The sequence below is a fragment of the Streptococcus sp. 2018037 genome, assembly GCF_019754195.1.
GTDB classification, from domain to species: Bacteria; Bacillota; Bacilli; order Lactobacillales; family Streptococcaceae; genus Streptococcus; species Streptococcus hashimotonensis.
Map to the genome: position 1 here is coordinate 44,631 of NZ_JAIJZQ010000004.1, position 24,931 is coordinate 69,561.

Sequence of the window (24,931 nt, forward strand, 5' to 3'; positions counted from 1 at the left end):
ACCATAATCCTCGTGAAATAGCTAAAAAACCTTGCCAGAAGCAAGGTTTCAATCAAAATTATTTAGCTTTACGAAGTGCTCCGTAAAGGACACCTGATACAACCGCACCAATCAAAACATAGGCGATGTAAAGCAATGGATTAGATGTCAAAGCGATAACGAAGATACCACCGTGAGGAGCCATCAATTGGATGCCTGACAAACCAACCAAGGCACCTGCAAGGGCAGAACCAGCGATAAAGCTTGGGATTGCACGAGCTGGGTCAGCAGCACCAAACGGAATCGCACCTTCAGTGATGAATGAAAGACCCATAACGATGTTTGTCAAACCTGAGTTACGCTCTTCTTGTGTGAATTTGTCTTTGAAAAGAAGGGTTGCAACGAATACTGCCAACGGTGGAACCATACCACCTGCCATTACCGCTGCCATGGCAACAGAACCACCATCTGCAACAGTTGCTGCAAGTGTACCTGTACCGAAGACATAAGCTGCCTTGTTGACTGGACCACCCATATCGACTGCCATCATGCCACCGAGGACAAGGCCGAGGAGAATAGCAGAGCTACCTTCAAGACCTGCAAGGAAGTTGTTCATACCTGTGTTGATAGCTGCCATTGGGATGTTGACGAAGAACATCAAGAAACCAGTGATTGCTGTTCCCAAAAGTGGCAAGAGCAAGATAGCATTCAAACCTTGAAGTGATTTTGGAAGGTTGCGCAAAGCGTTGCGAAGAACGAGCACTACACCACCAGCAAGGAAACCGCCAACAAGGGCACCCAAGAAACCAGATGATACACCTGCAAGAGCAAGCGTTTCTTCACCACCAGCTGCGTAAGGAATTTTACCGAACGCAAGACCACTACTAGCGATTGCACCAGCTACGAAACCTGCAACCAAACCTGGTTTTTCAGCGATTGAGTAAGCAATGTAACCTGCAAGAAGTGGCAACATGAAGCCAAAGGCTGCTCCACCGATCTTCATGAACATAGCTGCGATTTCATGGTATGAACCAAGACTACCAAGGCTGTCTTGCGGCACACCTAGAGCTCCATCGAATAGGAAGGCAAGGGCAATCAAGATACCGCCACCGATAACGAATGGCAACATTTGAGAAACACCGCTCATCAAGTGTTTATAGAACGCTTTACCAAGACTGAGTTTTTCTGAAGATTCCACAGTAGCAGCTCCTTCTGACGCTGTGTAGGCTGATGCTTTACCCTCCAAGATAAGGTTAATTAATTCTTCTGGTTGTTTGATTCCAGCTGCAACTGGACGAGATACCAAAGGTTTGCCATTGAAACGAGGCATATCGACAGCCTTATCTGCTGCGATGATAACACCAGCTGCATTCTTGATGTCTTCAGCGGTTAGTTTGTTTCCAACGCCTGAAGCACCGTTGGTTTCAACCTTGATGTCAACACCCATCTCAGCTGCTTGTTTCTTAAGTGCTTCTTCTGCCATGTAAGTGTGGGCGATACCTGTTGTACATGCTGTAACAGCAACGATAAATGGACGGTCACCACTTGGTGCTGCAACCACTTCTTCGGCAGTCTTGTCTGCTGCTTCAGCTGTATCGAAGACTGCAATGACTTCTTCAGGATTTGTTGCCGCACGAAGTCTATCAGCAAATCCAGGCTTCATCAAGTATTTAGACAATTCCGCAAGGGCAGCCAAGTGTGTATCGTTGGCACCTTCTGGAGCTGCAATCATGAAGAACAAGTCGGTTGGTTGACCATCAAGACTTGCGTAGTCAACACCCTTGTTTGATTTTGCAAAGAGAACAGTCGCTTCTTTTACAGCAGCATTCTTAGCATGTGGCATTGCGATACCATCACCAAGACCTGTTGTCGTTTGTGCTTCACGGTTTAGGATACCTGTTTTGAATACGTCAAAATCAGTTACATAACCTTTGTCAACCAAGCTAGTAATCATTTCATCGATAACTGCTTCCTTGCTTGTCGCTTGCACATCAAGCAACATGACATCTTTTCTCAAAACGTCTTGAATTTTCATAGTGTTTCTACCTCAACTTTTTCATAAGTTTCCTTAATAAATTCGATACTTGCCAAATCGTCTGAAAAGGCTGTTGCCGTACCGCAAGCAACTCCCCATTTTAGGGCTTCGATTGGGTCTTGTGAGCGAACGTATTCGCCAGTAAATCCTGCCACCATGGAATCTCCAGCTCCGACAGAATTTTTCACTGTTCCCTTGATTGGTTTGGCAAAGTAAGTAGCTGCTGGAGTGACCAACAAAGCCCCATCCCCTGCCATGGAAATGATAACATTCTGAGCTCCCATATCTAAGATTTTCTTAGCGTAGGTCTCGATATCTGCAATGCCATTCAACTCGACGTTGAAGATTGCTTCCAATTCATGGTTGTTTGGCTTGACCAAGAGTGGCTGATGTGCTAATGAGTCTAGAAGTGTTTGACCTTCAAAGTCACAGACAACTTGCGCTCCTGCTTTTTTCGCCACAGGAATCAGCCTATTGTAGACTTCATTTCCAAGACTAGCTGGAGCAGACCCCGCAAAGACAACGGTGTCTTCCTTGGTCAATCCTGCTAAGACCATTTCTAATTCGGCCAACTGTGTATCTGTCACAATCGGACCCAAACCGTTGATTTCTGTTTCTTGATCAGCTTTGATTTTCACGTTAATACGTGTATCTTGATCAACCTGAACAAAATCAGTATCAATTCCTTCGGCAATCAATCCATCTTTGATGAACTGACCTGTGAATCCCCCAAGGAAACCCGTTGCTGTATTCGGATAGCCCAAGCGCTTCAAAACACGGCTAACGTTAATTCCCTTACCGCCGGCATACTTATCGTCGCTCTCCATACGATTGACACTGCCTGTCTCGACATGTTCTAAACGAACGATATAGTCAATCGCTGGATTGAGCGTAACTGTATAAATCATACCTCGATTACCCTCGTTTTCTCTTTTATGATGTCCAACAAACTGCTTTCTGAAGATTGGCAGATAATGTTGGATTTTTCGATTGCCGCAACTTTAACAAAGGAGAATTGACCAATTTTAGAAGCATCTGCCAAAACATAGCTTTCTTTGGCATTGTCTATGATAGTGCGTTTGATGGTCGCTTCTTCAATATCTGGCGTTGTAAAATAGTTTTTATCAATACCATTCATCCCCAGAAATGCCTTATCAAAATTGAGCTGTCGAATTTGTTCCAATGCTACTGCTCCAACGGAAGCATCTGTTGATTGCTTAACAAAACCACCTATAATGATTGTTTTTATCTTGCGTTCAACCAGCCTCACTGCGTGGTGAATAGAATTGGTAACGACTGTCAGATTTTCCTGCTGAAGATAATCAATCAGTACACCGGTTGTTGTACCTGCATCTAAAAAAATTACGTCTCCGTTAACAATCTGTCGAGCTGCTCTTTCCGCAATCTCTCGTTTTTCTTGAACGTTTTTGACAGATTTTTCTAGAATAGACTCTTCGAGTTGCAAATTTCCTGGCGCTTCAGCACCGCCGTGTACACGACGAAGCTTACCTTCGTTTTCCAACTCGTCCAAATCCCTACGTACAGTAGACTCAGATGTATCAAGAACTTCGATTAATTCCTCTAGCCGAACAAACTGTTGGGAGTGTATTCGCTCCAATATAATCTGTTTTCGTTCTGATTTGAGTATGTTCAACACCTCCTGCAATCGTTTACAAAAATCATTATACACGATTTTCTGCCATTGTCAATCATTTTCTATCATTTTCTTTCAAAAAAACAAAAAAACTAGCAGAATCTACGCTTCCACTAGTTTCTCAATCATTTTTTTCATCATGTCCATTTCTTCTGGACGGCCAATAGACAGGCGAATATACCCTTCTAATTTACCTGTTGGATAGTATTTAAAATTCCAATCCTGTGCCAAGGCTTGTCGATGAAACTCCTCTGCCCACGGTGCTTTAAACGTTACAAAACTAGCCTGACTAGGTAGAACTTGACAGTTATCTAACCCTTGCAAGAATAAAATCATTTCTTCTCGCAAATTCTGAATTACTCCCACCGTTTCTAAAACTTTGTCTGTATAATTCAATGCAACAGCTGCCATTTTTGCAGTCAAGTTTGACAAGCTGAATGGGGGAATGACCTTGTCCAATTCATAAATTAACCCTTCATTTCCTACCGCAAAGCCAACTCGTAAACCTGCAAGTCCAAAAGCCTTTGATAAGGTCCGTAAAACTAAAACATTGTCAAATTGTTGTAGACGACTGATGAAGCTTTCGACATGTGCAAATTCAATATAAGCCTCATCTACAACGAGTAGCCCTTTAAAAGAAATAGCCAATTTCTCCAAATCTTCTAGCGAATAAGCTACTGAAGAAGGATTGTTAGGATTGGAAAGCATGATTATCTTCGCCTTCAACTCCTCTGCACGCGCCAACAATTTCTCTACTAGCAGGACGAGTGTATCGTTTTTTGCTTCCAAATCAATGGCTTCAAAACGGCTACCATGCATGTGATTATAGGTTTCATACATGAAGAAGTCTGGATTGACAGTCAAAAAAGTATCATCCTTTTCCATAAAGGTGGAAACAATCATGTGAATAAGGTGATCAGAGCCCACACCTACTGTTACTTGTTTGGGATTCACTCCAAGATAGGCCGCATATTTCTCAATCAGTTCGGAGTAAGTGTTATCCCCATAAAAACTTAATTGACTGACATCCAAATTTTCCAAGGTCTCTTGTGGCAAAAAGGCCCAATCAATGATACGATTTTCGTTATTTCCTAAATCAAATCTTGCCTTTTGTTTGATTTTATAAGGTTGGTAGTGTTCAAATACCTTGCGTTTCATCATTTCTCCTTCTAGCAAGAAAAACACAGTCTAATCAACTGTGTCTTCTGCTTTGATTTTTTCAAAAATAGTTAACTCTTCAGCTGTAAAGTTGTAGTTTTCTAACAAGTCTGGACGACGTTGGTAGGTTTTGCGTAGACTTTCTTCCAAACGCCATTTACGAATATTTTCATGGTGACCGCTCATTAATACATCTGGCACGACCATTCCACGATACTCGTATGGTCGGGTGTATTGAGGATATTCCAATAGCCCTGATGAAAAACTATCATCCGTATGGCTAACTTCCTTGCCGATGACCTCTGGAATCAGGCGAACGGTAGCATCAATCATGGTCATAGCTGCCAACTCTCCACCTGTCAGAACATAGTCTCCGAGAGAAATTTCGTCTGTCACCAAGGTCTTAATCCGCTCATCATATCCTTCATAGTGACCGCAGATGAAAATCAACTGCTCTTCCTGTGCCAATTCTTCAGCATAGGCCTGATTGAAAGTACGCCCAGCGGGATCCAATAGGATAACACGTGGAGTGGTTTGTTCAATGCTATCCATGGTATCAAAAATTGGCTGGGCACGGAGCAACATACCTTGTCCTCCGCCATAGGGTTCATCGTCCACATGGCGTGCCTTTTCAGCTTTCTCTCGGAAATTGTGGTAGTTGATTTCCAATAAGCCCTTGTCACGCGCCTTACCCACAATAGAGTGTTCTAGGGGTGCAAACATCTCTGGGAAGAGGGTCAAAATATCAATTCTCATCGTCTAGGCCCTCGAGCAGTTCCACATCGACACGGTTATTTGGAATATCAATGTTCAAGACAACAGGCGGAATATACGGCAAGAGCAGGTCTTTCTTCCCTTTTCTTTTCACAACCCAGACATCATTAGCACCTGGTTGCAAGATTTCCTTAATTTGTCCAATCAACTGGTCATTTTCATAGACATCCAAGCCGATAATTTCATGGTAATAAAACTCACCGTCTTCAAGGTCAGTCAAGTTTTCCTCGGCAATTTTCAAACTAAAGCCCTTGTACTTTTCGATATCGTTGATATGGTACATGCCCTTAAACTTGATAATATCAAAGTTCTTAGCCTTACGGTGACTAGCAATTTCCACTTCCATGACAAACTGATTCTTGTCATCAAAAAGTGCAAGCTTTGCCCCTTTTTTAAAACGTTCTTCAGCAAAATCGGTCACAGACAAAACACGCATTTCCCCTTGTAGGCCTTGCGTGTTAACAATCTTTCCTACGTTAAAATAATTCATAATTTCTCCATTTGATTTTCTATCCTTTTATTTTAACATGAGCAAGATATTTTCACAAGAGAGAAAAAGCCGGATTGCTCCGACTTTCATAGTTAATTTATTTCACGGACCAATGAGAATGAGCTATTTTGATCAAGCGCAAATTAAGAGCTATTCCGCAGACAAAAATCCCTGAAATCAGACCAATCCAATAGGCTTCTGGTCCCATTTGGAAAAATCTTTCAAGCAAGAATGCGACTGGGAAGGTCATGGACCAATAGGCAACCAAACCAAGTATAAAGGGAACAGTCGTATCCTTGTAACCACGTAATATCCCCTGAATAGGTGCGGTAAAGGCATCTGCTAACTGGAACATGAGGGCAAAGCTAAGAAAATGCGAAGTCAGACGGATAAATTCTGCATCATTACCATAAAGGTAGGCAACTTTAGAGCGGAAAAAATATAGGAAAGTGAGTGTTAAGCCTGCAAAACCAAGTGCAACCAGGCGTCCTAGACGGCTGTAAGCTTTCACATCCTGTGGTCGTTTAGCCCCTACTTCATAAGCAATGACAATAGCTAGGGCTGAAGAAACTGAGGCAGGAAAGGCATATAATAATGTCGCAAAGTTCATAGCCGACTGGTGGGCTGCTATAATCTGGGCTGAAAACTTAGCCATGTAGAGCCCTACAACTGCAAAAATTGCTACTTCTGCAAAGACTTGTAAACCGATGGGAAGTCCGATTTTCAGTCCTTCTTTCAGTAAAGACCCATCAATCGGACTCCACCGCCAAAGCTCATAAGAAGCAATGGTCTTATTTTTGCACATGACAATGACGATTACTAGCAGTACCGCCCAGTAAGCCAAAGCAGTACCCAATCCAGCTCCAGCTCCGCCTAGGGCCGGTAGGCCCATTTTCCCATAAATTAAGAGATAGTTAAATAGACTGTTAAATGGGACAAGGAGCAACATGAGGTACATGGATAGCTGAGTCAAGCCGAGGGCGTCGAAAAAAGAGCGACAGACACTAAAGAGTAAGAGAGGCAGGATGCCAATGGAAATAAAATAGAGGTACTGCCTACCAACTTGAAAAACAGATTCATCAAGTCCAAACTGAGCCAAGGAAGGAACAGCGATAAATAGGACCGAGCACAAGAGTAAAATGGTTAATCCGATGGCTAGATAGACAAACTGATGAAACTCCTCACGAATCTTATCTCTTTCACCTTTTCCTAAATGTTGAGCGATGATTGGGACCAATGCAGATACAATCCCTGTTAGAAATGAAAAAAGCGGATTCCAAAGACTAGTTGCCATGGAAACACCTGCCAAATCCATAGTACTATACTGGCCTGTCATCATGGTATCGATAAAGGATGCGGAGTAATTAGCGAACTGATAAATTAATATGGGTAAAAAAATCTTAATAAAAAGCCAGAGCTTTTCTTTGTTATTTCTTGTTTGGTACATGCTTATTCTCTTTCAATTTTCTATAAATATTGTAACAAGAAAAGGACCTGCATTGCAAGTCCTCTTTGACTAGATAGAGTCACCATTCCAGATAGAGTTTTTCACGATAACATAGTCCACATGCTTCAAGCTGGTAATGTCACGTCCACCTGCATAAGAAATAGATGACTGCAAATCTTGCTCCATTTCAACCAGAGTATCTTTCAAATGTCCTTTGGCAGGGAGTAAGATTTTCTTACCTTCTACGTTTTTATAGGCACCTTTTTGGTATTCCGATGCAGAACCATAGTACTCTTTGAATTTCTCGCCATCAACTTCAATTGTTTTACCTGGGCTTTCAATGTGACCGGCAAAGAGCGAACCAATCATGACCATGCTTGCGCCGAAGCGGATAGATTTGGCAATATCTCCGTGGGTACGGATACCTCCGTCCGCAATAATTGGTTTACGGGCAGCTTTTGCGCACCAACGAAGGGCTGCCAACTGCCAACCACCTGTACCAAAACCAGTCTTAACCTTTGTAATACATACTTTACCTGGACCAATACCAACTTTTGTCGCATCCGCACCAGCATTTTCTAGTTCACGAACTGCTTCTGGAGTACCGACATTACCTGCAATGACAAAAGTCTCAGGTAATTCTTTCTTGATATGCTGGATCATCTTGATAACACTTTCTGCATGACCATGAGCAATATCAATGGTGATAAACTCAGGGGCATCAGCTTTCAAGCTAGTCACAAACTCATATTCATATTCTTTTACGCCAACAGAGATGGAAGCAATCAAACCTTGCTCGTGCATGCGTTTGATAAATGGAATACGACCAGCTTCATCGAAACGATGCATGATGTAGAAATACCCTTCTTTGGCAAGCATTTCTGCTACATCTTCATCAATAATAGTCTGCATATTAGCTGGAACAACTGGTAATTTAAAGCTATATTTCCCAAGAGTCACTGTTGTATCTGCCTCGGAACGGCTATTGATGATACATTTATTTGGAATGAGCTGAATATCTTCGTAGTCAAAAACTGGAGTTTCGTTGAACATGCTTCTACCTCTTTTTCTTAACATTGGAACAGAAAAACAGTTTGTTTTTCGTATTTTTTCCTTATTACAAGATATAGTATAGCTTATTGTTTGTGTTTTGTCAATAAAAAAGAAACCTATCTAGACAATATTCGGATATATCACTTTTGGGACTCGTTTATAAAACATAACATTCGTATAATTCTTTTCTGAGTTACTATTCTTATAAAATTTAAAAAAATGTTCAGAATTTACTCAAACAATTTCATATAAAAACTAAAAAAATCTTCAAAAACAGAAGATTTTTTAGTCAAATTCATATAATTGTGGGAATTTTTCGCATTCAGGGTTCTTAGGATGGCAGACTTCTCGTCCAAAATAAATCATAGCTTGATGAGCAGGGAGCCAGAGTTCAGGAGGTAAGACTTCCATGACTCGTTTTTCTGTTTCCAGGGGTGTAGCCGATTTTTTGACAATATCGTGGTGTTTACAAATCCGTCCCACGTGGGTATCAACTGCAAAGGCTGGGATTCCGAAACCGACACTTAAGACAACATTGGCCGTTTTTCTTCCCACTCCTGCCAGAGCTTCTAATTCCTCACGAGTCTGCGGAACAATGCCATTATGCCGTTCCAATAACTGCTGGGCGCATTCTTTCAAAAATTTGGCTTTATTACGGTACAAACCCAAACGAGAAATATAAGGCTCAATATCCTTTACTTCTGCTGCTGCCATGGCTTGTGGCGTTGGGAAAGCAGCGAACAAACCAGGTGTTGCCTTATTCACCGCAGCGTCTGTAGTTTGAGCAGATAAGAGCACTGCACATACCAACTCAAAGTGATTTCGAAAATCCAAACTTGGCTTAGCATCAGGATATAGAGCGATGATTTCTTCAATAACTTTTCTTGCACGTTTTTTTGATAATACCATGAATTCATTATAGCATGAAAACTTGGATTTATCTAAAATCTGGATTGTCATAAATCTCATTCCTCGTGATATAATAAGAAGAAAAGGGGGAATAAGTATGGACTTACAAGAACTCTGTAGAAAGGTTATTCAAGCAAGACCACGCAATAGCCATAAGGGAAGCTATGGTCGAGTCTTGCTGATTGGTGGACTGTATCCTTATGGTGGAGCGATTATCATGGCCGCACTAGCAACCGTCAACAGTGGAGCAGGTTTGGTAACTGTTGCTACTGAAAAAGACAACATACCAGCCTTACATAGTCATCTGCCTGAAGCCATGGCATTTTCATTTGACGATCAAGCCTTGCTGATAAGTAGCTTAGAAAATGCTGACTTGGTATTGATTGGTCCAGGTTTGGGGGAAAATAGCAGAGCTGAACAGTTATTGGACTTTGTTTTTGAACATTTATCTGACCAGCAGACTTTAGTTCTTGATGGCTCAGCCCTTACCTTAATTGCAAAGCAAAACAGGAAGAACTTCCCGTGTAAACAAGTCATCCTGACACCCCACCAGAAAGAATGGGAACGGTTATCAGCCATTCCGGTTGCTGACCAAACAAGCCAAAGAAATCTTGAAGCCTTGCAATCTTTTCAAGAAAATACAATCCTTGTAGCTAAAAGTTCTGCTACTCAAATCCTAAAAACCCAGCCAAACCAAGTCACTCCAATAGGAGCTGGTGGTCCCTACCAAGCAACAGGAGGTATGGGAGATACTCTTGCAGGTATGATTGCAGGATTTGCTGTACAATTTCCCCATGTTCAACTATATGAAAGAATCCTTGTAGCAACCTACCTCCACTCCTATATTGCCGACCAACTGGCTCAAGATTATTATCTTGTAAAGCCAACTGATGTCTCAAGAAACATCCAAAAGACAATGGCTTCAATTTCAAACACAAACAACCGCCTAATCAATGATTAAGCGGTTTTATTATTTAGCAAACTTGTGATAAAGCTAGTGTTGGTTATACTTCTTCCTTATGACGTCGTTTGCTTACTAACAGAGTCCCTAGCCCAATAATGACACCAAGAACAAGATAGTATTTCGTATCATTTTCTCCAGTATTTGGTAGTTGAGTCACCTGTTTTTCTTGATTAGGGCTAGATAGACTAGCTTGCAAAGTGACTGGACGAGGTAAAGTTGGTTGAGGGTTTGGCTTCTGGCCTATCGGTACATGCCCTGAATTCCCAGTATCTTTTACAGGAGGTGCCTGTACATCAACTTTTTCTGAGTCTATAGGTGGAGGCGTTACAGTGCCTTCATCTTTTTTGTCAATGGCAGTATTTGCTGGCTCTTTGGCATCATTTGTTGAAGTAGCAACACCATCCAGTTCTGCCTGAGTGCTTGTCAGAACAGCTAGAGCTTGATCGACACTTGCTTGGCTTGCAGATTCATCAGCTAGAATCGCTTTCGCTGCTTCAACTGCCTGGTCATAAGCTTGTTTCACGTTCTCAGATGCATTGAGATACTTAGCATCTGTCGCTTTTAATACGGAAGAAACGGATACTGCGCTACGAAGGGCTGAAATATCAGTCTTTTGACCATCTAAGTTGGCTTTCGCTGCTAACAAGTCAGCCAACGCTTGGTTGACAACTGCCTGTGTTACATTCTCTTGGTTCAATACAAGTTGTGCTGAACGAACAGCTGTATCATAGGCAATTTGTTTGGTATTTTCAGCATTGTAATAAATAAAGTTTGCCTGAGTCGGTGTGTAGTTTGATACTTCAGCAATTAGTTTTTCCTTATCGGTAACCTGACCGTTTAGCTGTTCTCTCGCCGCAACAAGACTGGCAACTGCTGAATCTACTTGTGCCTGATTGTGTTTATTGGCATATATTGCATTGGCATCTTCTAATGCTTTAGCATAGGCAGTTTGAAGTTCTGGACTAGCATTGTAATAACGCGCTGTTTCTTCAAGTCCTGCAAGTTCAGCAATCAGTTCTTTCAAAGCAACTTTATTAATCAAGGTTAATTTCTTAACATTTGACTGGTTTGCTAGTACTGCTACGTCTAATTCTTCCAAAAATTCATAGCCTTCTGGGAGGGTTGGAAGGATAGTGTAGGTACCAACTGGTACAAATTTACCATAATCAGTCTTAGAATATTTAGCATTTGGTAGCTGAATAGTCTGGCCATCAGCAGTTACCAGTTGGATGGTTGAACCAGAAGGTAGTAATGCATCAATATCTACCAGCAAGTTGGCCTTATCTTTCAAAGTCACATAGAAATTCACCTCGGCAGTGCTATTTTCTTCCGAAATCGTCACGACTGCTTCTGTTTCACCTGCTAGGCTTGACCACTCTGTATCATATAGGAATAAATCAAAGGTGTAGGTACCAAATGGTAGCTTAAGAACGCTAGTATCGCCGGCATATCGTGGTAATTCTGCAACAATCTTGCCTGTTTCATCGGTGACTGAGTAAGAGAAAAGTATTGGTACAGGACTATTTGTGTCTTTATCAAGAATATTGACAGTTACCAACCCTTTTTCATTGCCAATACTGATCAGATTCTCTACTTTTTCATAGCTGATGTTACCAGCATAATCCTCTACTGTGTAGTAGAATTTTGAAATATCTGCAAGATCAAGAGGCAATGTGAAGGAACCATCGTCATTTTGTGCCACAAATACCTTGTTATCAGAAACGGTTACATCACCATTTTCTAATAAGGAAGGAATAGTTGTCACACCGCTTGCATCTGCTACAAGATAGAATACTTGCTCGCGATATAGACCAGACTCTCCTTTTTCAATGGCTGGGCGAGGGTTAAATGTAAAGTTTGTTTCATCATAGGTTGCGGTCGTAATAACTGGTGATTGTCTATCAATGATAACATCGAAAATCATAGTTTGTACTACTGCACCTGGAACTTCAGATGAGTAGGTCAAAATATATTGATATTTACCATCTGCTAAAGCATTCCCCTCACTGTCTGTTCCATTCCATTCAGTAGGGTAAACAATGCTTGATTTTGGATTTTTAGGATTGCCACTATAGAAGTTTTTATTGCCTGACTGTGGTTGACTTTCCCAAAGTGGATTTCTGCGCTCAGTATCATCTGCGGCATAGACACTTGCGACTAAATTAGTATAATTTCTTAAGAATACACCTTTGAAGGCAAGAAAATCTTGGTTCTCATCCCCATTTGGTGAGATAGCTAAGTGAGGCTTACCAGATTCATCGAGCTCTAAAACAAAATACCCTGCTTTGTTTTTAAATGTTCCGAGGGTCTTGAGTGCAAAGTCAGAACGCTTATTTGTAGAATAGATTAACTCTTTACTTCCTGTCACGAGACCTGTGTAGTGATGGCTAATATCAACCGTATCTGGCTGTGCTACAACAGGTTCAAAGTAGAAGCCCCCTTTACCATCAGCAATAAGATTGTAAATCGGCTTTTCTAGAACGGCTAGATTTTGGAATTCCCCACGGAAACCAACGTATGGAATGCTGACAATATCACCACCATCGGCTACATCTGTAAATCGAACAAAACCTTCAAGATAGTAACCGTTTTTCATCAATCCTGTCAATTCTTCAGTAAAACTTGATGCATCTACAGAAATTGTAACAGTTGTACTTGAATTAGCTTTCACAGTCACCTTACCGCCAGGAATCTCTGTTAATAAACGCGGAGCCAAGGTAATCAATCCGTTTTGAACAGTATCCGTTGTTAACTGTGTTGAGTAGTTTAAAGTCTTATCTTCGTTTGTAATGTTATGAAGTGTGACCGTAAAGCTGAATGTATCCTCAACATTTCCCAAGGTAATGCTGCCATACCCATCTTCGCCAGTCAAATATAAACCTGTAGAAATAGCTGCCGCAGTATCAATAATACCCGCACCTTGTTGACGTGGTGAAGTGTAGGCATTCGTATCTTTGTTCACATGAGCTTTTGCGGTAGACATAAGCAAGTGTTTTACTAATGCTTCGATTTCTTGAGGAGACTTAGTTGGATAAGTTTCCTGTAAATATTGTTTTACTAATACAGCTACTCCCGCCACATGTGGAGAAGCCATACTTGTTCCCTGCATGTTGGCATAGTCATTATCATTAATCGCTGCATAAATAGCACCACCCGGAGCAGCTAAGTCTGGTTTTAGTTCGCCATCTGCTGATAGGCCCCAACTTGAAAAATCTGAAAGAAGACCTGCTTTGGGGTTAGGACGAATGTCTGTTTCATTATTGAACGCAATCTTATATGGCTTAGCCGCCAAAGCTTCACCGAATTCCAATGGAATGAAGATAGATGGAATTGCGGTAGCTGTATCATCCAGTTGCATGCTCACATTGGCTTCACCTGGGCGGCTATTGAAAATAACAACCCCTACTGCCCCTGCGGCTGTTGCATTGGCTATTTTTTCTGAGAAACTGATGGTTCCTCGTTTAATGAGCGCAAGTTTTCCAGTCAAATTTAAACCATCAAAATCCGAAGCCTGACCGATTCCTGCATAGACATATTCATATTCCTTTCCAACTTCAAATGGTACAGGACTTTTCTCTGGATTATCGAACGAACTCTTTCCGTAGTTCAAATCAGCATTATTTTCTAAGCCAATGATATTAATTACTTTACTGCCAACCGTTGTGTTATTGTAAGAAGCGACAGAAATTGCATCGCGAGCTGTTGAAGGAGCTCCGACCAAGCCATAATCTGGATAATCGGCTGACGGATTAGAATGACCTGAACCAAATGTTCCATCATTACCAGCGGCAATAACAACAGAAACACCTGCACGACGAGCAGCCTCGATTGCTGCAGTCACATTTTCATTCATGTTAACAACAGAGCCGTTAGCTCCTCCCAAGCTGAGGTTGATGCTATCGGCACCCAATTTTACAGCATCTTCAATCGCCTTTACGTACAATGCTGCGCCTGTTGTAGCTTTGAGATCTGAGAATACGCGCATAAACATGACTTGCGCTTCAGGAGCTACACCATACATTAATTGTCCAGCAACTGGTTGCGTCGGATTTCCTGTGGCAATGCTTGTCACGTGCATACCGTGTGAACGTTTATCTTCTTCTTTCAAGACAGTATTCACATCGACATAGTTATAACCAAATACAACCTTATCGTTAAACCATTCACCGTAGGTAATTCCTGCTGCCTTTTTAGCTGCTTCTATCTCTTTTTCTGATTTATATTTCGCAGTTGAGAGGTTTGAAATACGCAATACGTCGTGGTCAACGTCAAGACCGGAGTCTATGATTGCAACTACTGTTCCTTCGCCTTTGTAACCACTGTCCCAAACTTTAGGTACTGTAATGATCGTATTACTATCAATGTTTTGTGGTTTCGCTTCTTCCTGATTAGTAATAGCAGTAGTCTCATCTGCTACGGAAAGCTTCTCCTCTTCTTCTACTTTTTCCTCTGAAGCAGCTGGAGTTTCTACAGCTGGTTGAGTTGCTTCTGTCTCTGCATTTGTGACATTTTCAAAAACAGTTCTTCCCTCTCCATTATCTGTAGTGGTTACATCAGTTGGGGTAGCCTCCACAGAAGTGTCAACTAACTCCTCGACTACAGGAGTTTTTGAGGCTGATTCTCTTACGATTGCGTCAGGAACAGTTGCTCCCACCTTAGTCTCTACAAGGCTTGTCAATTCATCTGCAGCTACCGATGGTGCACCTGCAAACAAAAAAACTGCACCCAAAAGAACAGACACAGTTCCAATTTTATACTTCCGAAGTGAGAAAGTTTCTTTCTTTTTCATAACTTTTCCTCCTAGTTTTTCTCCTTTATTATTGGCAAAGCCAATAAATATATTAAAACATAAAATTATCAGCATTGCAAGTATATTCTGAAAATTCAGTTATTTATTCAAACTATAACTAGCTATCAATAATATCTATAACCATAGATACAGATAATGCACACTAAAAAGGGAGTGAGCAAGACATCCATGATGGCTCCATCCTTACCCACAGAATAATGAAAATGAGCATAAAGCCCTCACTAAGATTATATACCTAATGAGGGCCCTGTGGTTGGTGCATTATTGATGTTAATTATGATGACAAAACTACTCTACCCTACACAATATACACTCAAGAATATAACTAAAATTCAGTAGATAGGCTCTCTAATTTTAAGAAGGAAGGAATTGTCATAGATAATCATGTGTAGATCAAGTCGATATTGTCGTTTGTATTCCCCTCAACTTGTCCAAAGCGTTACTTAGCTACATTTGATACAACGACTAAAGGTCTACGTGCTTACCACGATTTTCTCAGTCAATTTCATGTGGAAGCTGTTGGTATGGAAAGCACAGGTGTCTATTGGCGACCTGTCTGGCATGCTCTATGTGATGACTTCGAGCTAATACTTGCTCAATCAGCCCATATGAAGGCTATCCCAGGTCAGAAAACCGACAAGAAGGATGCTCACTGGATTGCTAAATTAACACGGATTGGTCTGCTGCCTCGGAGTTTCGTTCCCGATGAAATTATTCCTGAATTGAGAAAGTTGACCAGACAACGAAAACAGTATAATATTGGGACTTTTCTACCTCATCTCTTTGTTAAGACAATCTAAAAAAATGCTAATCTCCCCCAAATATCCTACGAACGGCATGAATTTGAGAGATTGGAACTGCAACGAGCAAGGAATCACCCATAGAAAGTTGGCTATTTCCTTTCACAATCCTTGACTTACCATGATGAATTTGACTGGTAATCAAGCATGAATCCGGCAAACGTAACTCACTTACAAATATTTGATCCAATGTTTCGTTGACAACAACCTCTATTAAGGTCATATGTTCTTGCTGTTCTACTTCTTCTGGCAGAATTTTTTCCAACATTGCTTCATAGACCGGCGCGCCACCTAAAAGATCCATCATCACATAGGAACTCAAAGCCACCAACCCGATGACCATCAATTGATTCAAACTTCCTACCATTTCAGTAACTAAAATAATAGCAGTTAGAGGTGCTTTGGAAATCGCTGCGAAAAAGCCTGCCATCCCCAATACAATAAACAATAGCATCTGGCCCTGACTGATGAAACCAATATCAAGGAAGAACCGTGCGACAAAAAGCCCAAGGAGACTTCCTAAGGTTAATATGGGCAAAAAGATGCCCCCTGGTAGACCAGAACCATAGGAAATCATGCTCCAGACAAATCGTATTAAAATCAGGATTGCCAATGTCAGTAGTCCTTGTTCCAAATATGGAAGCTCTAAAATCAAATGATGCCCGCCACCCAACAGGTTTGGGAAAAAATAACCAATCGGTATAATGAACAAAAAGGCAAATACACTGTAGTATGGAACTGGGAGAGGAATGATTTTTGAGAGGAGGGTATAGAAACCTTGTATATTGAGGATAACAACTTCATACACATATCCAGCAAGTCCAAGGAAAACTCCAAGTAAGATATAAATCCAATATTGGTCAAGAGATAGTAACTGTAAGTCCTTCGGCATATGCAAAACAGGTATTAATCCAAAAACATGTAAGGAAATAAAGTTCGCAGTGATACTGGCTGCCAGGGCTGAGACCCATACCAGACGTGAAAACTGATGATAGACTTCCTCCACAACAAATAAAAGGCCTGCTATTGGTGCATTGAAAGCTGCTGCCAAACCTGCCGCAGCGCCACTAGCAATCAAACTCCTTCTTTCCATTTCACTGGATTTAAGAAGAACTGATACACCTTTAGCCGTTACAGCTCCTAGTTGAATGCTGGGACCTTCACGCCCCAGCATTAGGCCAGATGCAATGGATAAAACACCGCCGATAAATTTTTTCCAAAGTACTGACCACCAGTTTAAATCCATAATTCCTTTTAGTTCTGCCTCTACCTGAGGTATACCAGAACCTTTTGCATTTGGCTCGTCTTTGATCAACTTGCCAACAAGTAAAGCTATGACCAGATAAAGCCCTCCAATAAGAAGTAAATAGATTACATTGTCTGTTGCCAGAGAATAGAGGTGCGTAAAGACAGAAAATAGTTTTTCAATGGCTAAGCGAAATGCAACGACCACTAAACCAGCGACAATGCCAACTAAACTACCACGCAGAACCGAATAGAGGATTGATTGAGAAATAAAACTAACTTCTTTCCGGTGATTTTCCATTGGGATTTCCCTTCCTTTCTATAGTATGTATGACCAAAAAATGGGAGCAATAAGTACTTAGTAAAGAACCTCACTCCCATTCTTTTATTTACATTGCTACCTGTCCAATCAGACTATTTCCGATACATCTTGAATTGGAGATAGAGGTCATTATACATTCCAAGCATCTCTGGTCCAAGATTATCATAAACTTCCATCTTCTTCATCGTTTCTTCTGAAGGATAGAAGGATTCGTCGTTCTGAGTCTCCTCATCCAGCATAGCCTTGGCTGCAGGAATTGGTGTTGAATAACCAACATATTCTGCATTGCGAAGCGCATTTTCAGGACGAAGCATAAAACTCATAAAGGCGTAAGCTCCATCAATATTTTTTGCTGTTTTTGGAATGACCATGTTATCGAACCAAAGGTTAGAACCTTTTGATGGTACAACATAGCGCAGATTTTCATTTCCATCTAACATTTCACTCGCCTCACCTGAGAACGAAACAGCAATTGCTGCCGCATCTTGTATCATATAACCTTTTATCTCATCAGCAACAATTGCTTTGACATTTGGAGTTAAATTATAAAGATGTTCGGCTGCCTTTTCAATCTCGGTAGGATTGTTGGAATTGAGACTATAGCCCAGTGATTGTAGACCAAAGCCCATGACTTCACGCACACCATCAATTAACATGATATTGTCACGGTACTCCTCTGACCACAAGTCTTCCCATTCCTGAGGAGGATTTTCTACCATGGTTTCATTGTAAACAATACCTAAGGTTCCCCAGAAATATGGAATAGAATAATCATTATTCTTGTCAAAGCTAAGTCCCATAAATCGTGGATCGATATTTTCTATCCCTTCAATCTTAGATTTATCTAGCTTGATTAACATATTTTCTTCTGTCATCTTAGAAATCATGTACTCAGATGGGATTGTCAAATCGTAGGTTGTTCCACCCTGCTTAATCTTTGTGTACATGGATTCGTTGGAGTCAAAGGTCTGATAATCTACCTGAATACCTGTTTCAGCAGTGAATTCTGCGAGTAATTCTGGGTCAATATAATCGCCCCAGTTATAGATGACAAGTTTATCAGTTGTCCCCTGGGTTGAATCAGCTTCTAACTTATAACTAATTCCCCATAAAACTAGGACAATAGCTATAATTCCTACAAAAAATGAATACAATCGTTTCATTAGTTGGCCTCCTTTTCACGCGAGATGAAATAATAACCCACTACCAATAAGATAGAGAAAAGGAAAACTAGGGTTGACAAGGCATTGATTTCTAGAGAAATCCCTTGACGAGCCCGCGAGTAGATTTCAACCGAAAGGTTTGAGTAGCCATTCCCTGTTACAAAGAAGGTCACGGCAAAGTCATCCAAGGAATAGGTAAAGGCCATGAAGTAGCCTGCAATGATGGCTGGTGTTAGGTATGGCAACATGATTTCTTTCAGCATTTGTGGTTGAGTTGCCCCCAAATCATAAGCTGCTGAAATCATATCCGCGTTCATCTCTTTCAGCCGTGGCAAGACCATCAATACTACGATTGGAATAGAAAAGGCAATATGACTGAGCAATACTGAGACAAAGCCAAGCTGGAAACCAATCATGGTAAAGAGAATTAGGAAACTCGCCCCAATCATGACGTCCGGTGCTACCATCAAGATATTATTGACAGACAAGAGTGCATTTTGAAAACGAGGTTTTGCCTGATAGATATAGATGGCGCCGAAAGTTCCGATAAGGGTCGCAATCAAAGAACTCAAAAAAGCTAATAGGAAGGTTTGAGCTAAGATGAGCATGAGACGGCTATCACTGAGCATGGAAGAAAAATGTTCCAAGGTAAAGCCTGTAAAGCCATTCATATCTCCGCCTTCATTAAAGGCATAAAAAATGAGATAGAAAATCGGTAAGTAGAGAAGGAGAAAGGCAACTGTTAAGTAGATATTTGCAAATTTCTTCATTATTTCTTCCTCTCTTTCGTCATCCACATAATCAAGAGCATGGCCAAAATCAAGACCACACCAATGGTTGAACCCATTCCCCAGTTTTGTGTTGTGAGGAAATGTTGTTCGATAGCTGTTCCCAGTGTAATGACTCGGTTACCGCCAATCAAACGGGTCAACATAAAGAGGCTCAAACTCGGAATAAAAACCGCTTGAACACCTGAACGAACGCCGTTCATGGAAAGAGGAAAAATAACTTTTGTAAAGGTCTGCCAAGGAGTTGCCCCCAAATCACGACTGGCATTGATTAGGTTTTTATCCAAATCATCCAAGGCGTTAAAGATCGGCAAAATCATAAACGGAATCTCGATATAGGCTGCAACTGCAATAAAAGAGAAATCTGTGAAAAGAATTTGCTGAGCTCCTAGACCAATAAATTCTAGGAACTGGTTGATAGAGCCGTGTTGCCCAAAAATACCGATAAAGGCATAGGCTTTCAGCAAAAGATTAACCCAGGTTGGCAAGATAATCAACATGAGCCAGAGTTGTCTATGCTTGAGCTTGGTCAAGAAATAGGCTGTTGGGTAGGAAACCAAAAGTGTGACTAGAGTAATAATACCTGCGTAAAAAATAGAGTTAAAACTCATTCGCAGATAGGTCATATTTGGCGAGTTAAAATAGGTCTGGTAGTTGGCCAAAGTGAAATTGCCATGAATATCAAAGAAAGATTTGAAGATAATCAAGGCAACTGGAGCGAGTACAAAGAGAAAGACCCATAGGGCATAGGGAATTGCAAAAAGCCTAGAGGTTTTCTTCATTGCGTTCCTCCTCGATGGCGTTAATCAAGCCATCTTCTACTTCTTCCACTTCCACATATTCTTCGATACGAGCATCGAATTCTTCCTCTGTTTCATTGAGACGCATGATATGAATATCTTCTGGCTCAAAGCTTAGTCCAATCACTTCTCCGACAATGGCCTTACGAGTTGAGTGAATCATCCACTCATTACCAAGGTCGTCATAGGCGATGATTTCGTAGTGAACACCACGGAAGAGCTGTGTATCCACTTTTACCTGCAATTTGCCTTCTTCAGGTAAGGTAATCTGCAAATCTTCTGGACGGATAACAACTTCAACTTCTTCGTTTGGTCGCATACCGCCATCGACAGCTTCAAAGCGTTTGCCGTTAAACTCAACCAAGTAGTCTTCTATCATGCGGCCTGGAAGGATATTGGATTCACCGATGAAGGTAGCAACAAAATGGTTGATTGGCTCGTCGTAAATGTCCACTGGCGTCCCAGACTGGACAATCTCACCTTCATTCATGACAAAAATCCAGTCACTCATGGCCAGAGCTTCTTCTTGGTCATGGGTAACGAAGACGAAGGTAATTCCTAGACGTTGTTGCAATTCACGCAGTTCGTACTGCATTTCTGTTCTTAGTTTCAAGTCCAGGGCAGAAAGTGGTTCATCTAGCAAGACAACACGAGGCTGGTTGATAATCGCACGTGCAATAGCAACCCGCTGGCGTTGACCACCAGACAATTTCTGAATGGAACGATTTTCATAACCAGAAAGTCGGACCATTTGTAAGGCTTCTGTCACACGGCGTTCGATTTCAGCCTTGTCAACCTTTCGTAATTTAAGAGGAAAAGCCACATTTTCAAAGACAGTCATATGTGGGAAAAGGGCATAGGACTGGAAAACAGTATGGATATCCCGTTTATTTGTTGGAACATCATTAATCCGTTGACCGTCCAGATAAATATCACCTGAACTCGCATCCAATAAACCAGCAATAATGTTCAAAATCGTTGATTTACCTGAACCAGAAGCTCCTAAAAGGGTATAAAATTTCCCCTCTTCCAATTCAAAACTAATATCCTTTAATACAGTTGTTCCACTGTCTTCAAATACTTTTGAAACGTTCTTAAATTCAATAATTGGCTTTTTCAATTCTCATAAATTCCTTCTTTTTTGTAAGAGCCTGATGGCTAGAGTGTATCAGCAGGATCGCCGATAATACGAACCTCTCTCTCCAGAGTAATTCCTGAAGATTTTTCAACGACTTCAATCACATGGGCAATCAAATTTTCGTAATCAGTTGCTGTACCATTTTCTATATTGACCATAAAGCCAGCGTGTTTTTCAGAAACTTCGACTCCACCAATTCGATAACCTTTTAAACCTGCATCCATAATCAACTGTCCTGCGAAGTGACCAAGTGGACGTTTGAAGACTGAACCACAAGATGGATATTCCAAAGGTTGCTTGAGCTCGCGTAAATGTGTCAAACGAGCCATTTCTTGTTGAATAACCGTATGATTTCCTGGCTTGAGGGCAAATTTTGCAGACAAAACAATCGCACCGTTTTCCTGCAAGATAGAAGAACGGTAGCCAAATCGTAACTCACGATTGTCCAATGTTTCGACATAACCTGCTGGAGTCAAAATCTGCGCTGAAACTAGAATGTGTGCTACTTCACCTCCGTAAGCACCTGCATTCATATAGACAGCACCACCAATGCTTCCCGGAATACCACAAGCAAATTCAAATCCTGATAAAGAATGGAAAAGTGCGACTTTTGTCGTTTCAATCAGATTGGCACCTGCTTCCGCTTCAATGGTGTATCCTGATACAGTGACGGAGTTAAGTTTATCCATACGGATAACAAAACCACGAATACCGCCATCTCGGACAATGATATTACTTGAATTTCCTAATACTTGCCATGGAATACCTTCGCGTTTAGCAAATTCTACTATACGAACAATCTCGTAACGATTCCGCGGAAAAGCTAGATAATCAACAGCTCCTCCTACTTTTGTATAGGTATATTCTTTTAAAGGCTCATCGAATCGAATATCGATGCCTTCTAATTCAAGCCTAATTTTATCTTTCATAACCTTCTCATTTCAATTTAAGATATACAGGATTTATTATACCAAAAATTACAGGAGAAAACGAATAAAATTCAACAAAAATACTTTCACAAGCCAAATTAATTTGCCCCAATATTTTGAAATGGAGAATGGAATGCACAAAAAAAGGAGTTCCCTTCCTACCGCATATAGTTGCGATGGCGAACTCCAATAAAATAAACATTTTTAGTTTTGCAAATGATAGATTCTCACTATCTATACAATAGCAATCCCCTTGGTATCAACTTGAAGGCGGTGGACAGTTCCGTCTAGATTTAGTTCCTCTAATGCAAGAACAATAGCGTCCTCCCTATCTTTGGGCGCTAATACCATCACTGTTGGACCGGCACCTGATAAGTAGGTTGCATAGGCTCCCAACTCCTGTGCAGTTTGCTTGATTGGACAAAACTCCTTGACAAGTAGCTGACGGAACGGTTCATGGAACATGTCTGACTGAATTGCTCTCCCAGCTTTTTCCAGATCACCTGCCATCAAACTGGCAACAGCAACGTTTGCAATGGCACTAGCAGCCACTGCTTTCTTGTACCCCATCTGAGAAGGTAGTACACCTCGGCTTTCAACCGTACGCAGTGGGTAGTTTGGAATAAAGGCGACAAAACTTGCTTCTGGGAATTCTGTTACAACTGCCTGTACTTTCTTATTAACATAGCTAGAGATGACTAAATTACCAAAAATCGCTGGGGCTACATTATCAGGATGTCCTTCAATTTCTGTAGCTTTGAGCAATTTTTCATCCGCTGTCATATTCAAACCTGCTAATTGATTAGCCAATTCAATACCAGCTACGATAACGGAACTGGATGAACCCAAACCACGTGCCAAGGGAATATCGCTAATCATTCTGATACGATGCGGCTGCAATCCTTTTTCAATCTTTAAAGCTGTCTTGATCAAAAGATTGTTCTTGTCTGATGGAACATGTTCAAGATTGTGCTCAATCACCCATTCATCAGTCTCTTCAAACACTTCAATCGTTAGATATTTCGAAAGGGCAACACCTACTGAATCAAATCCTGGACCGATATTAGCTGAAGTTGCTGGAATAATAATTTTCATTGCTTATTCTCCCAGTACTTTAAAGGTATTTAAGACAGTAAAGTCTGTTTCTTTGCTCAATTTGTCTGTTACATTTTCCAACTGAGTCTTACTCATTTCATGGGTCACAATCACTAGGCGGGCTGTTTCTCCATCTGCAGCTTGTTGCAGAATTTGCTTGAAGGAAATTTCTTCAGAATTGAAAAATTCTGCTAAACGAAGCATTTTTACATTTTTATCAGGCGCATCAATTGAGAAATAATATTCGCTCTTCACATCGCTTGGGGCTGCCAATTGAAGTGGGCGGCTATATTCATTAAAAGCTTTACCGATAGTATTGTCTTTCAAGCGACGAACGATACGAATAATGTCAGCCATAACACTTGTTGCAGTCGGTTTTTGCCCAGCGCCCGGTCCATAGTACATAGACTGGCCGATGCCGATAGATTCGACAAATACAGCATTCATCACACCATTCACGCTTGCAAGTGGATGATTTTTCGGTAGGAAGGTTGGAGATACTTCGGCAGCAATACCAGAGGTGGTTTCTTGAATATCACCCACAAGTTTGATGACATAGCCCAACTCTTGTGCCACTGCTACATCTTCTGGCGTGATATTTGAAATACCCTTGTGTGCTACGTGTTCAAAATCAACTGTCATACCGAAAGCAAATTGACTGAGGATAACAGCCTTGTAAGCCGCATCAATCCCCTCAACGTCATTTGTTGGGTCAGATTCTGCATAGCCAAGTTCCTGCGCTGTTTGAAGAGCTTTTTCGTAAGTCCAGCCTTCATCAACCATCTTAGTCAACATGAAGTTTGAAGTACCATTCAATACACCGAGGATACGAGTTACCTTATCAGCAGCCAAAGAGTTGACCAAGGTACGCAAGATTGGAATACCACCTGCAACTGCAGCTTCATAATAAAGCGCAAGACCTTTCTCTTCAGCCAAGGCACGCAATTCGCTACCATGAACAGCAAGTAAATCCTTATTGGCTGTTACAATATGCTTGCCTGCTTCCAAGGCACGTGTAATAAATGTTTTTGCTGGCTCAATACGTCCCATCAGCTCAACTACAATGGCGATGTTTTCGTCAGCCAAAATGTCATCAATATTTGTTACAAAATGATAGTCATGACCTGCAGCCAAGAGACGGTCTTTTTCTGCTTCATCCTTGACCAAAACCTTAGCAACTTCAATACTATCATGCGCGGCTTTCTCTATTTTTTCCTGGTTTTCTTCTAATAAAAATGGCACACCACTCGCAACGGTTCCAAATCCTAATAATCCTATCTTAACTACCATGTGCTCTCCTTTAAAATGTATTTCTCCCATTATAACAAATATTCTGACTATTTGGCAAAAAATTTGATATAATTGTTTTAATATATGA

19 protein-coding genes and 1 pseudogene are annotated in these 24,931 nt (G+C 41.1%); 2 read left to right on the top strand and 18 right to left on the bottom strand.

What is annotated here, in order from left to right; translation table 11 throughout:
- Positions 1–58 precede the first annotated feature (58 nt).
- The 9 genes from K5Q29_RS02515 to nth form a co-directional block, all read right to left on the bottom strand.
- The gene (locus K5Q29_RS02515) at positions 59–2,014 is read right to left on the bottom strand and encodes a fructose-specific PTS transporter subunit EIIC (protein WP_105139455.1); all 1,956 of its coding nucleotides are present in this window, start codon (positions 2,012–2,014) and stop codon (positions 59–61) included.
- The gene (gene pfkB, locus K5Q29_RS02520) at positions 2,011–2,922 is read right to left on the bottom strand and encodes a 1-phosphofructokinase (protein WP_105121183.1); all 912 of its coding nucleotides are present in this window, start codon (positions 2,920–2,922) and stop codon (positions 2,011–2,013) included. The genes K5Q29_RS02515 and pfkB overlap by 4 nt, the downstream gene beginning before the upstream one ends.
- A complete protein-coding gene (locus tag K5Q29_RS02525; RefSeq protein WP_014637965.1) occupies positions 2,919–3,668 on the bottom strand; it encodes a DeoR/GlpR family DNA-binding transcription regulator in 750 nt (249 codons plus the stop codon). The genes pfkB and K5Q29_RS02525 overlap by 4 nt, the downstream gene beginning before the upstream one ends.
- 102 nt (positions 3,669–3,770) lie before the next feature.
- Positions 3,771–4,826, bottom strand: a complete 1,056-nt coding sequence (locus tag K5Q29_RS02530; RefSeq protein WP_172699674.1) for a histidinol-phosphate transaminase — start codon at positions 4,824–4,826, stop codon at positions 3,771–3,773.
- Positions 4,827–4,856: 30 nt separating this feature from the next.
- Entirely contained in the window at positions 4,857–5,582 is a 726-nt protein-coding gene (gene trmD / locus K5Q29_RS02535) for a tRNA (guanosine(37)-N1)-methyltransferase TrmD (RefSeq protein ID WP_024406314.1), read from the bottom strand.
- Positions 5,572–6,090, bottom strand: a complete 519-nt coding sequence (gene rimM, locus K5Q29_RS02540) for a ribosome maturation factor RimM (RefSeq protein WP_105139457.1) — start codon at positions 6,088–6,090, stop codon at positions 5,572–5,574. Before rimM ends, trmD begins: the two co-directional genes overlap by 11 nt.
- Positions 6,091–6,187: 97 nt before the next feature.
- The gene (locus K5Q29_RS02545; protein WP_205032585.1) at positions 6,188–7,537 is read right to left on the bottom strand and encodes an MATE family efflux transporter; all 1,350 of its coding nucleotides are present in this window, start codon (positions 7,535–7,537) and stop codon (positions 6,188–6,190) included.
- A gap of 69 nt (positions 7,538–7,606) precedes the next feature.
- Entirely contained in the window at positions 7,607–8,590 is a 984-nt protein-coding gene (gene guaC, locus K5Q29_RS02550; RefSeq protein ID WP_014637970.1) for a GMP reductase, read from the bottom strand.
- 285 nt (positions 8,591–8,875) lie between these two features.
- Positions 8,876–9,499 (bottom strand): endonuclease III, encoded by a 624-nt coding sequence (gene nth, locus K5Q29_RS02555; RefSeq protein WP_024384233.1) that lies wholly within the window; start codon positions 9,497–9,499, stop codon positions 8,876–8,878.
- Between the two features lie 97 nt (positions 9,500–9,596).
- On the opposite strand from nth, the gene K5Q29_RS02560 reads away from it, so the two are divergent.
- On the top strand, positions 9,597–10,460 hold the full coding sequence (locus tag K5Q29_RS02560) for an NAD(P)H-hydrate dehydratase (RefSeq protein WP_105139459.1): 864 nt from the start codon (positions 9,597–9,599) through the stop codon (positions 10,458–10,460).
- Between the two features lie 43 nt (positions 10,461–10,503).
- On the opposite strand, the gene K5Q29_RS02565 is transcribed toward K5Q29_RS02560, so the two are convergent.
- Complete coding sequence (locus K5Q29_RS02565; RefSeq protein ID WP_105139460.1) at positions 10,504–15,252, bottom strand: S8 family serine peptidase; 4,749 nt, start codon at positions 15,250–15,252, stop codon at positions 10,504–10,506.
- A 443-nt stretch (positions 15,253–15,695) separates the two neighbouring features.
- On the opposite strand from K5Q29_RS02565, the pseudogene K5Q29_RS02570 reads away from it, so the two are divergent.
- Positions 15,696–16,028: pseudogene (locus K5Q29_RS02570) on the top strand (transposase); the annotation flags it as partial.
- 52 nt (positions 16,029–16,080) lie between these two features.
- Here the strand turns inward: K5Q29_RS02570 and K5Q29_RS02575 are convergent.
- The 8 genes from K5Q29_RS02575 to K5Q29_RS02610 form a co-directional block, all read right to left on the bottom strand.
- Positions 16,081–17,619 carry a ClC family H(+)/Cl(-) exchange transporter gene (locus K5Q29_RS02575; protein WP_105139461.1) on the bottom strand — a complete coding sequence of 513 codons (1,539 nt, stop codon included), beginning with the start codon at positions 17,617–17,619 and terminating at the stop codon, positions 16,081–16,083.
- A gap of 113 nt (positions 17,620–17,732) precedes the next feature.
- Positions 17,733–18,803 (bottom strand): ABC transporter substrate-binding protein, encoded by a 1,071-nt coding sequence (locus K5Q29_RS02580; RefSeq protein WP_011922335.1) that lies wholly within the window; start codon positions 18,801–18,803, stop codon positions 17,733–17,735.
- Positions 18,803–19,573: an ABC transporter permease gene (locus tag K5Q29_RS02585; RefSeq protein ID WP_024384229.1), complete on the bottom strand. Its 771-nt coding sequence runs from the start codon at positions 19,571–19,573 to the stop codon at positions 18,803–18,805. The genes K5Q29_RS02580 and K5Q29_RS02585 overlap by 1 nt, the downstream gene beginning before the upstream one ends.
- The gene (locus K5Q29_RS02590; RefSeq protein ID WP_002938659.1) at positions 19,573–20,373 is read right to left on the bottom strand and encodes an ABC transporter permease; all 801 of its coding nucleotides are present in this window, start codon (positions 20,371–20,373) and stop codon (positions 19,573–19,575) included. Before K5Q29_RS02590 ends, K5Q29_RS02585 begins: the two co-directional genes overlap by 1 nt.
- Entirely contained in the window at positions 20,357–21,511 is a 1,155-nt protein-coding gene (locus K5Q29_RS02595) for an ABC transporter ATP-binding protein (protein ID WP_024407861.1), read from the bottom strand. The genes K5Q29_RS02590 and K5Q29_RS02595 overlap by 17 nt, the downstream gene beginning before the upstream one ends.
- Positions 21,512–21,549: 38 nt before the next feature.
- Positions 21,550–22,458 (bottom strand): UDP-N-acetylmuramate dehydrogenase, encoded by a 909-nt coding sequence (gene murB / locus K5Q29_RS02600; RefSeq protein ID WP_014637975.1) that lies wholly within the window; start codon positions 22,456–22,458, stop codon positions 21,550–21,552.
- Between the two features lie 234 nt (positions 22,459–22,692).
- The gene (thrB, locus tag K5Q29_RS02605; RefSeq protein WP_105139462.1) at positions 22,693–23,553 is read right to left on the bottom strand and encodes a homoserine kinase; all 861 of its coding nucleotides are present in this window, start codon (positions 23,551–23,553) and stop codon (positions 22,693–22,695) included.
- Between the two features lie 3 nt (positions 23,554–23,556).
- Positions 23,557–24,843: a homoserine dehydrogenase gene (locus K5Q29_RS02610; protein ID WP_105139463.1), complete on the bottom strand. Its 1,287-nt coding sequence runs from the start codon at positions 24,841–24,843 to the stop codon at positions 23,557–23,559.
- Positions 24,844–24,931: the final 88 nt, after the last annotated feature.

What these genes read in the sequence shown, in the direction of transcription:
- K5Q29_RS02515 (WP_105139455.1), bottom strand. Translation starts at nt 2,014, where the DNA reads ATGAAAATTCAAGACGTTTTGAGAAAAGATGTCATGTTGCTTGATGTG.
- pfkB (WP_105121183.1), bottom strand. Translation starts at nt 2,922, where the DNA reads ATGATTTATACAGTTACGCTCAATCCAGCGATTGACTATATCGTTCGT.
- K5Q29_RS02530 (WP_172699674.1), bottom strand. Translation starts at nt 4,826, where the DNA reads ATGAAACGCAAGGTATTTGAACACTACCAACCTTATAAAATCAAACAA.
- trmD (WP_024406314.1), bottom strand. Translation starts at nt 5,582, where the DNA reads ATGAGAATTGATATTTTGACCCTCTTCCCAGAGATGTTTGCACCCCTA.
- rimM (WP_105139457.1), bottom strand. Translation starts at nt 6,090, where the DNA reads ATGAATTATTTTAACGTAGGAAAGATTGTTAACACGCAAGGCCTACAA.
- K5Q29_RS02545 (WP_205032585.1), bottom strand. Translation starts at nt 7,537, where the DNA reads ATGTACCAAACAAGAAATAACAAAGAAAAGCTCTGGCTTTTTATTAAG.
- guaC (WP_014637970.1), bottom strand. Translation starts at nt 8,590, where the DNA reads ATGTTCAACGAAACTCCAGTTTTTGACTACGAAGATATTCAGCTCATT.
- nth (WP_024384233.1), bottom strand. Translation starts at nt 9,499, where the DNA reads ATGGTATTATCAAAAAAACGTGCAAGAAAAGTTATTGAAGAAATCATC.
- K5Q29_RS02560 (WP_105139459.1), top strand. Translation starts at nt 9,597, where the DNA reads ATGGACTTACAAGAACTCTGTAGAAAGGTTATTCAAGCAAGACCACGC.
- K5Q29_RS02565 (WP_105139460.1), bottom strand. Translation starts at nt 15,252, where the DNA reads ATGAAAAAGAAAGAAACTTTCTCACTTCGGAAGTATAAAATTGGAACT.
- K5Q29_RS02575 (WP_105139461.1), bottom strand. Translation starts at nt 17,619, where the DNA reads ATGGAAAATCACCGGAAAGAAGTTAGTTTTATTTCTCAATCAATCCTC.
- K5Q29_RS02580 (WP_011922335.1), bottom strand. Translation starts at nt 18,803, where the DNA reads ATGAAACGATTGTATTCATTTTTTGTAGGAATTATAGCTATTGTCCTA.
- K5Q29_RS02585 (WP_024384229.1), bottom strand. Translation starts at nt 19,573, where the DNA reads ATGAAGAAATTTGCAAATATCTACTTAACAGTTGCCTTTCTCCTTCTC.
- K5Q29_RS02590 (WP_002938659.1), bottom strand. Translation starts at nt 20,373, where the DNA reads ATGAAGAAAACCTCTAGGCTTTTTGCAATTCCCTATGCCCTATGGGTC.
- murB (WP_014637975.1), bottom strand. Translation starts at nt 22,458, where the DNA reads ATGAAAGATAAAATTAGGCTTGAATTAGAAGGCATCGATATTCGATTC.
- thrB (WP_105139462.1), bottom strand. Translation starts at nt 23,553, where the DNA reads ATGAAAATTATTATTCCAGCAACTTCAGCTAATATCGGTCCAGGATTT.
- K5Q29_RS02610 (WP_105139463.1), bottom strand. Translation starts at nt 24,843, where the DNA reads ATGGTAGTTAAGATAGGATTATTAGGATTTGGAACCGTTGCGAGTGGT.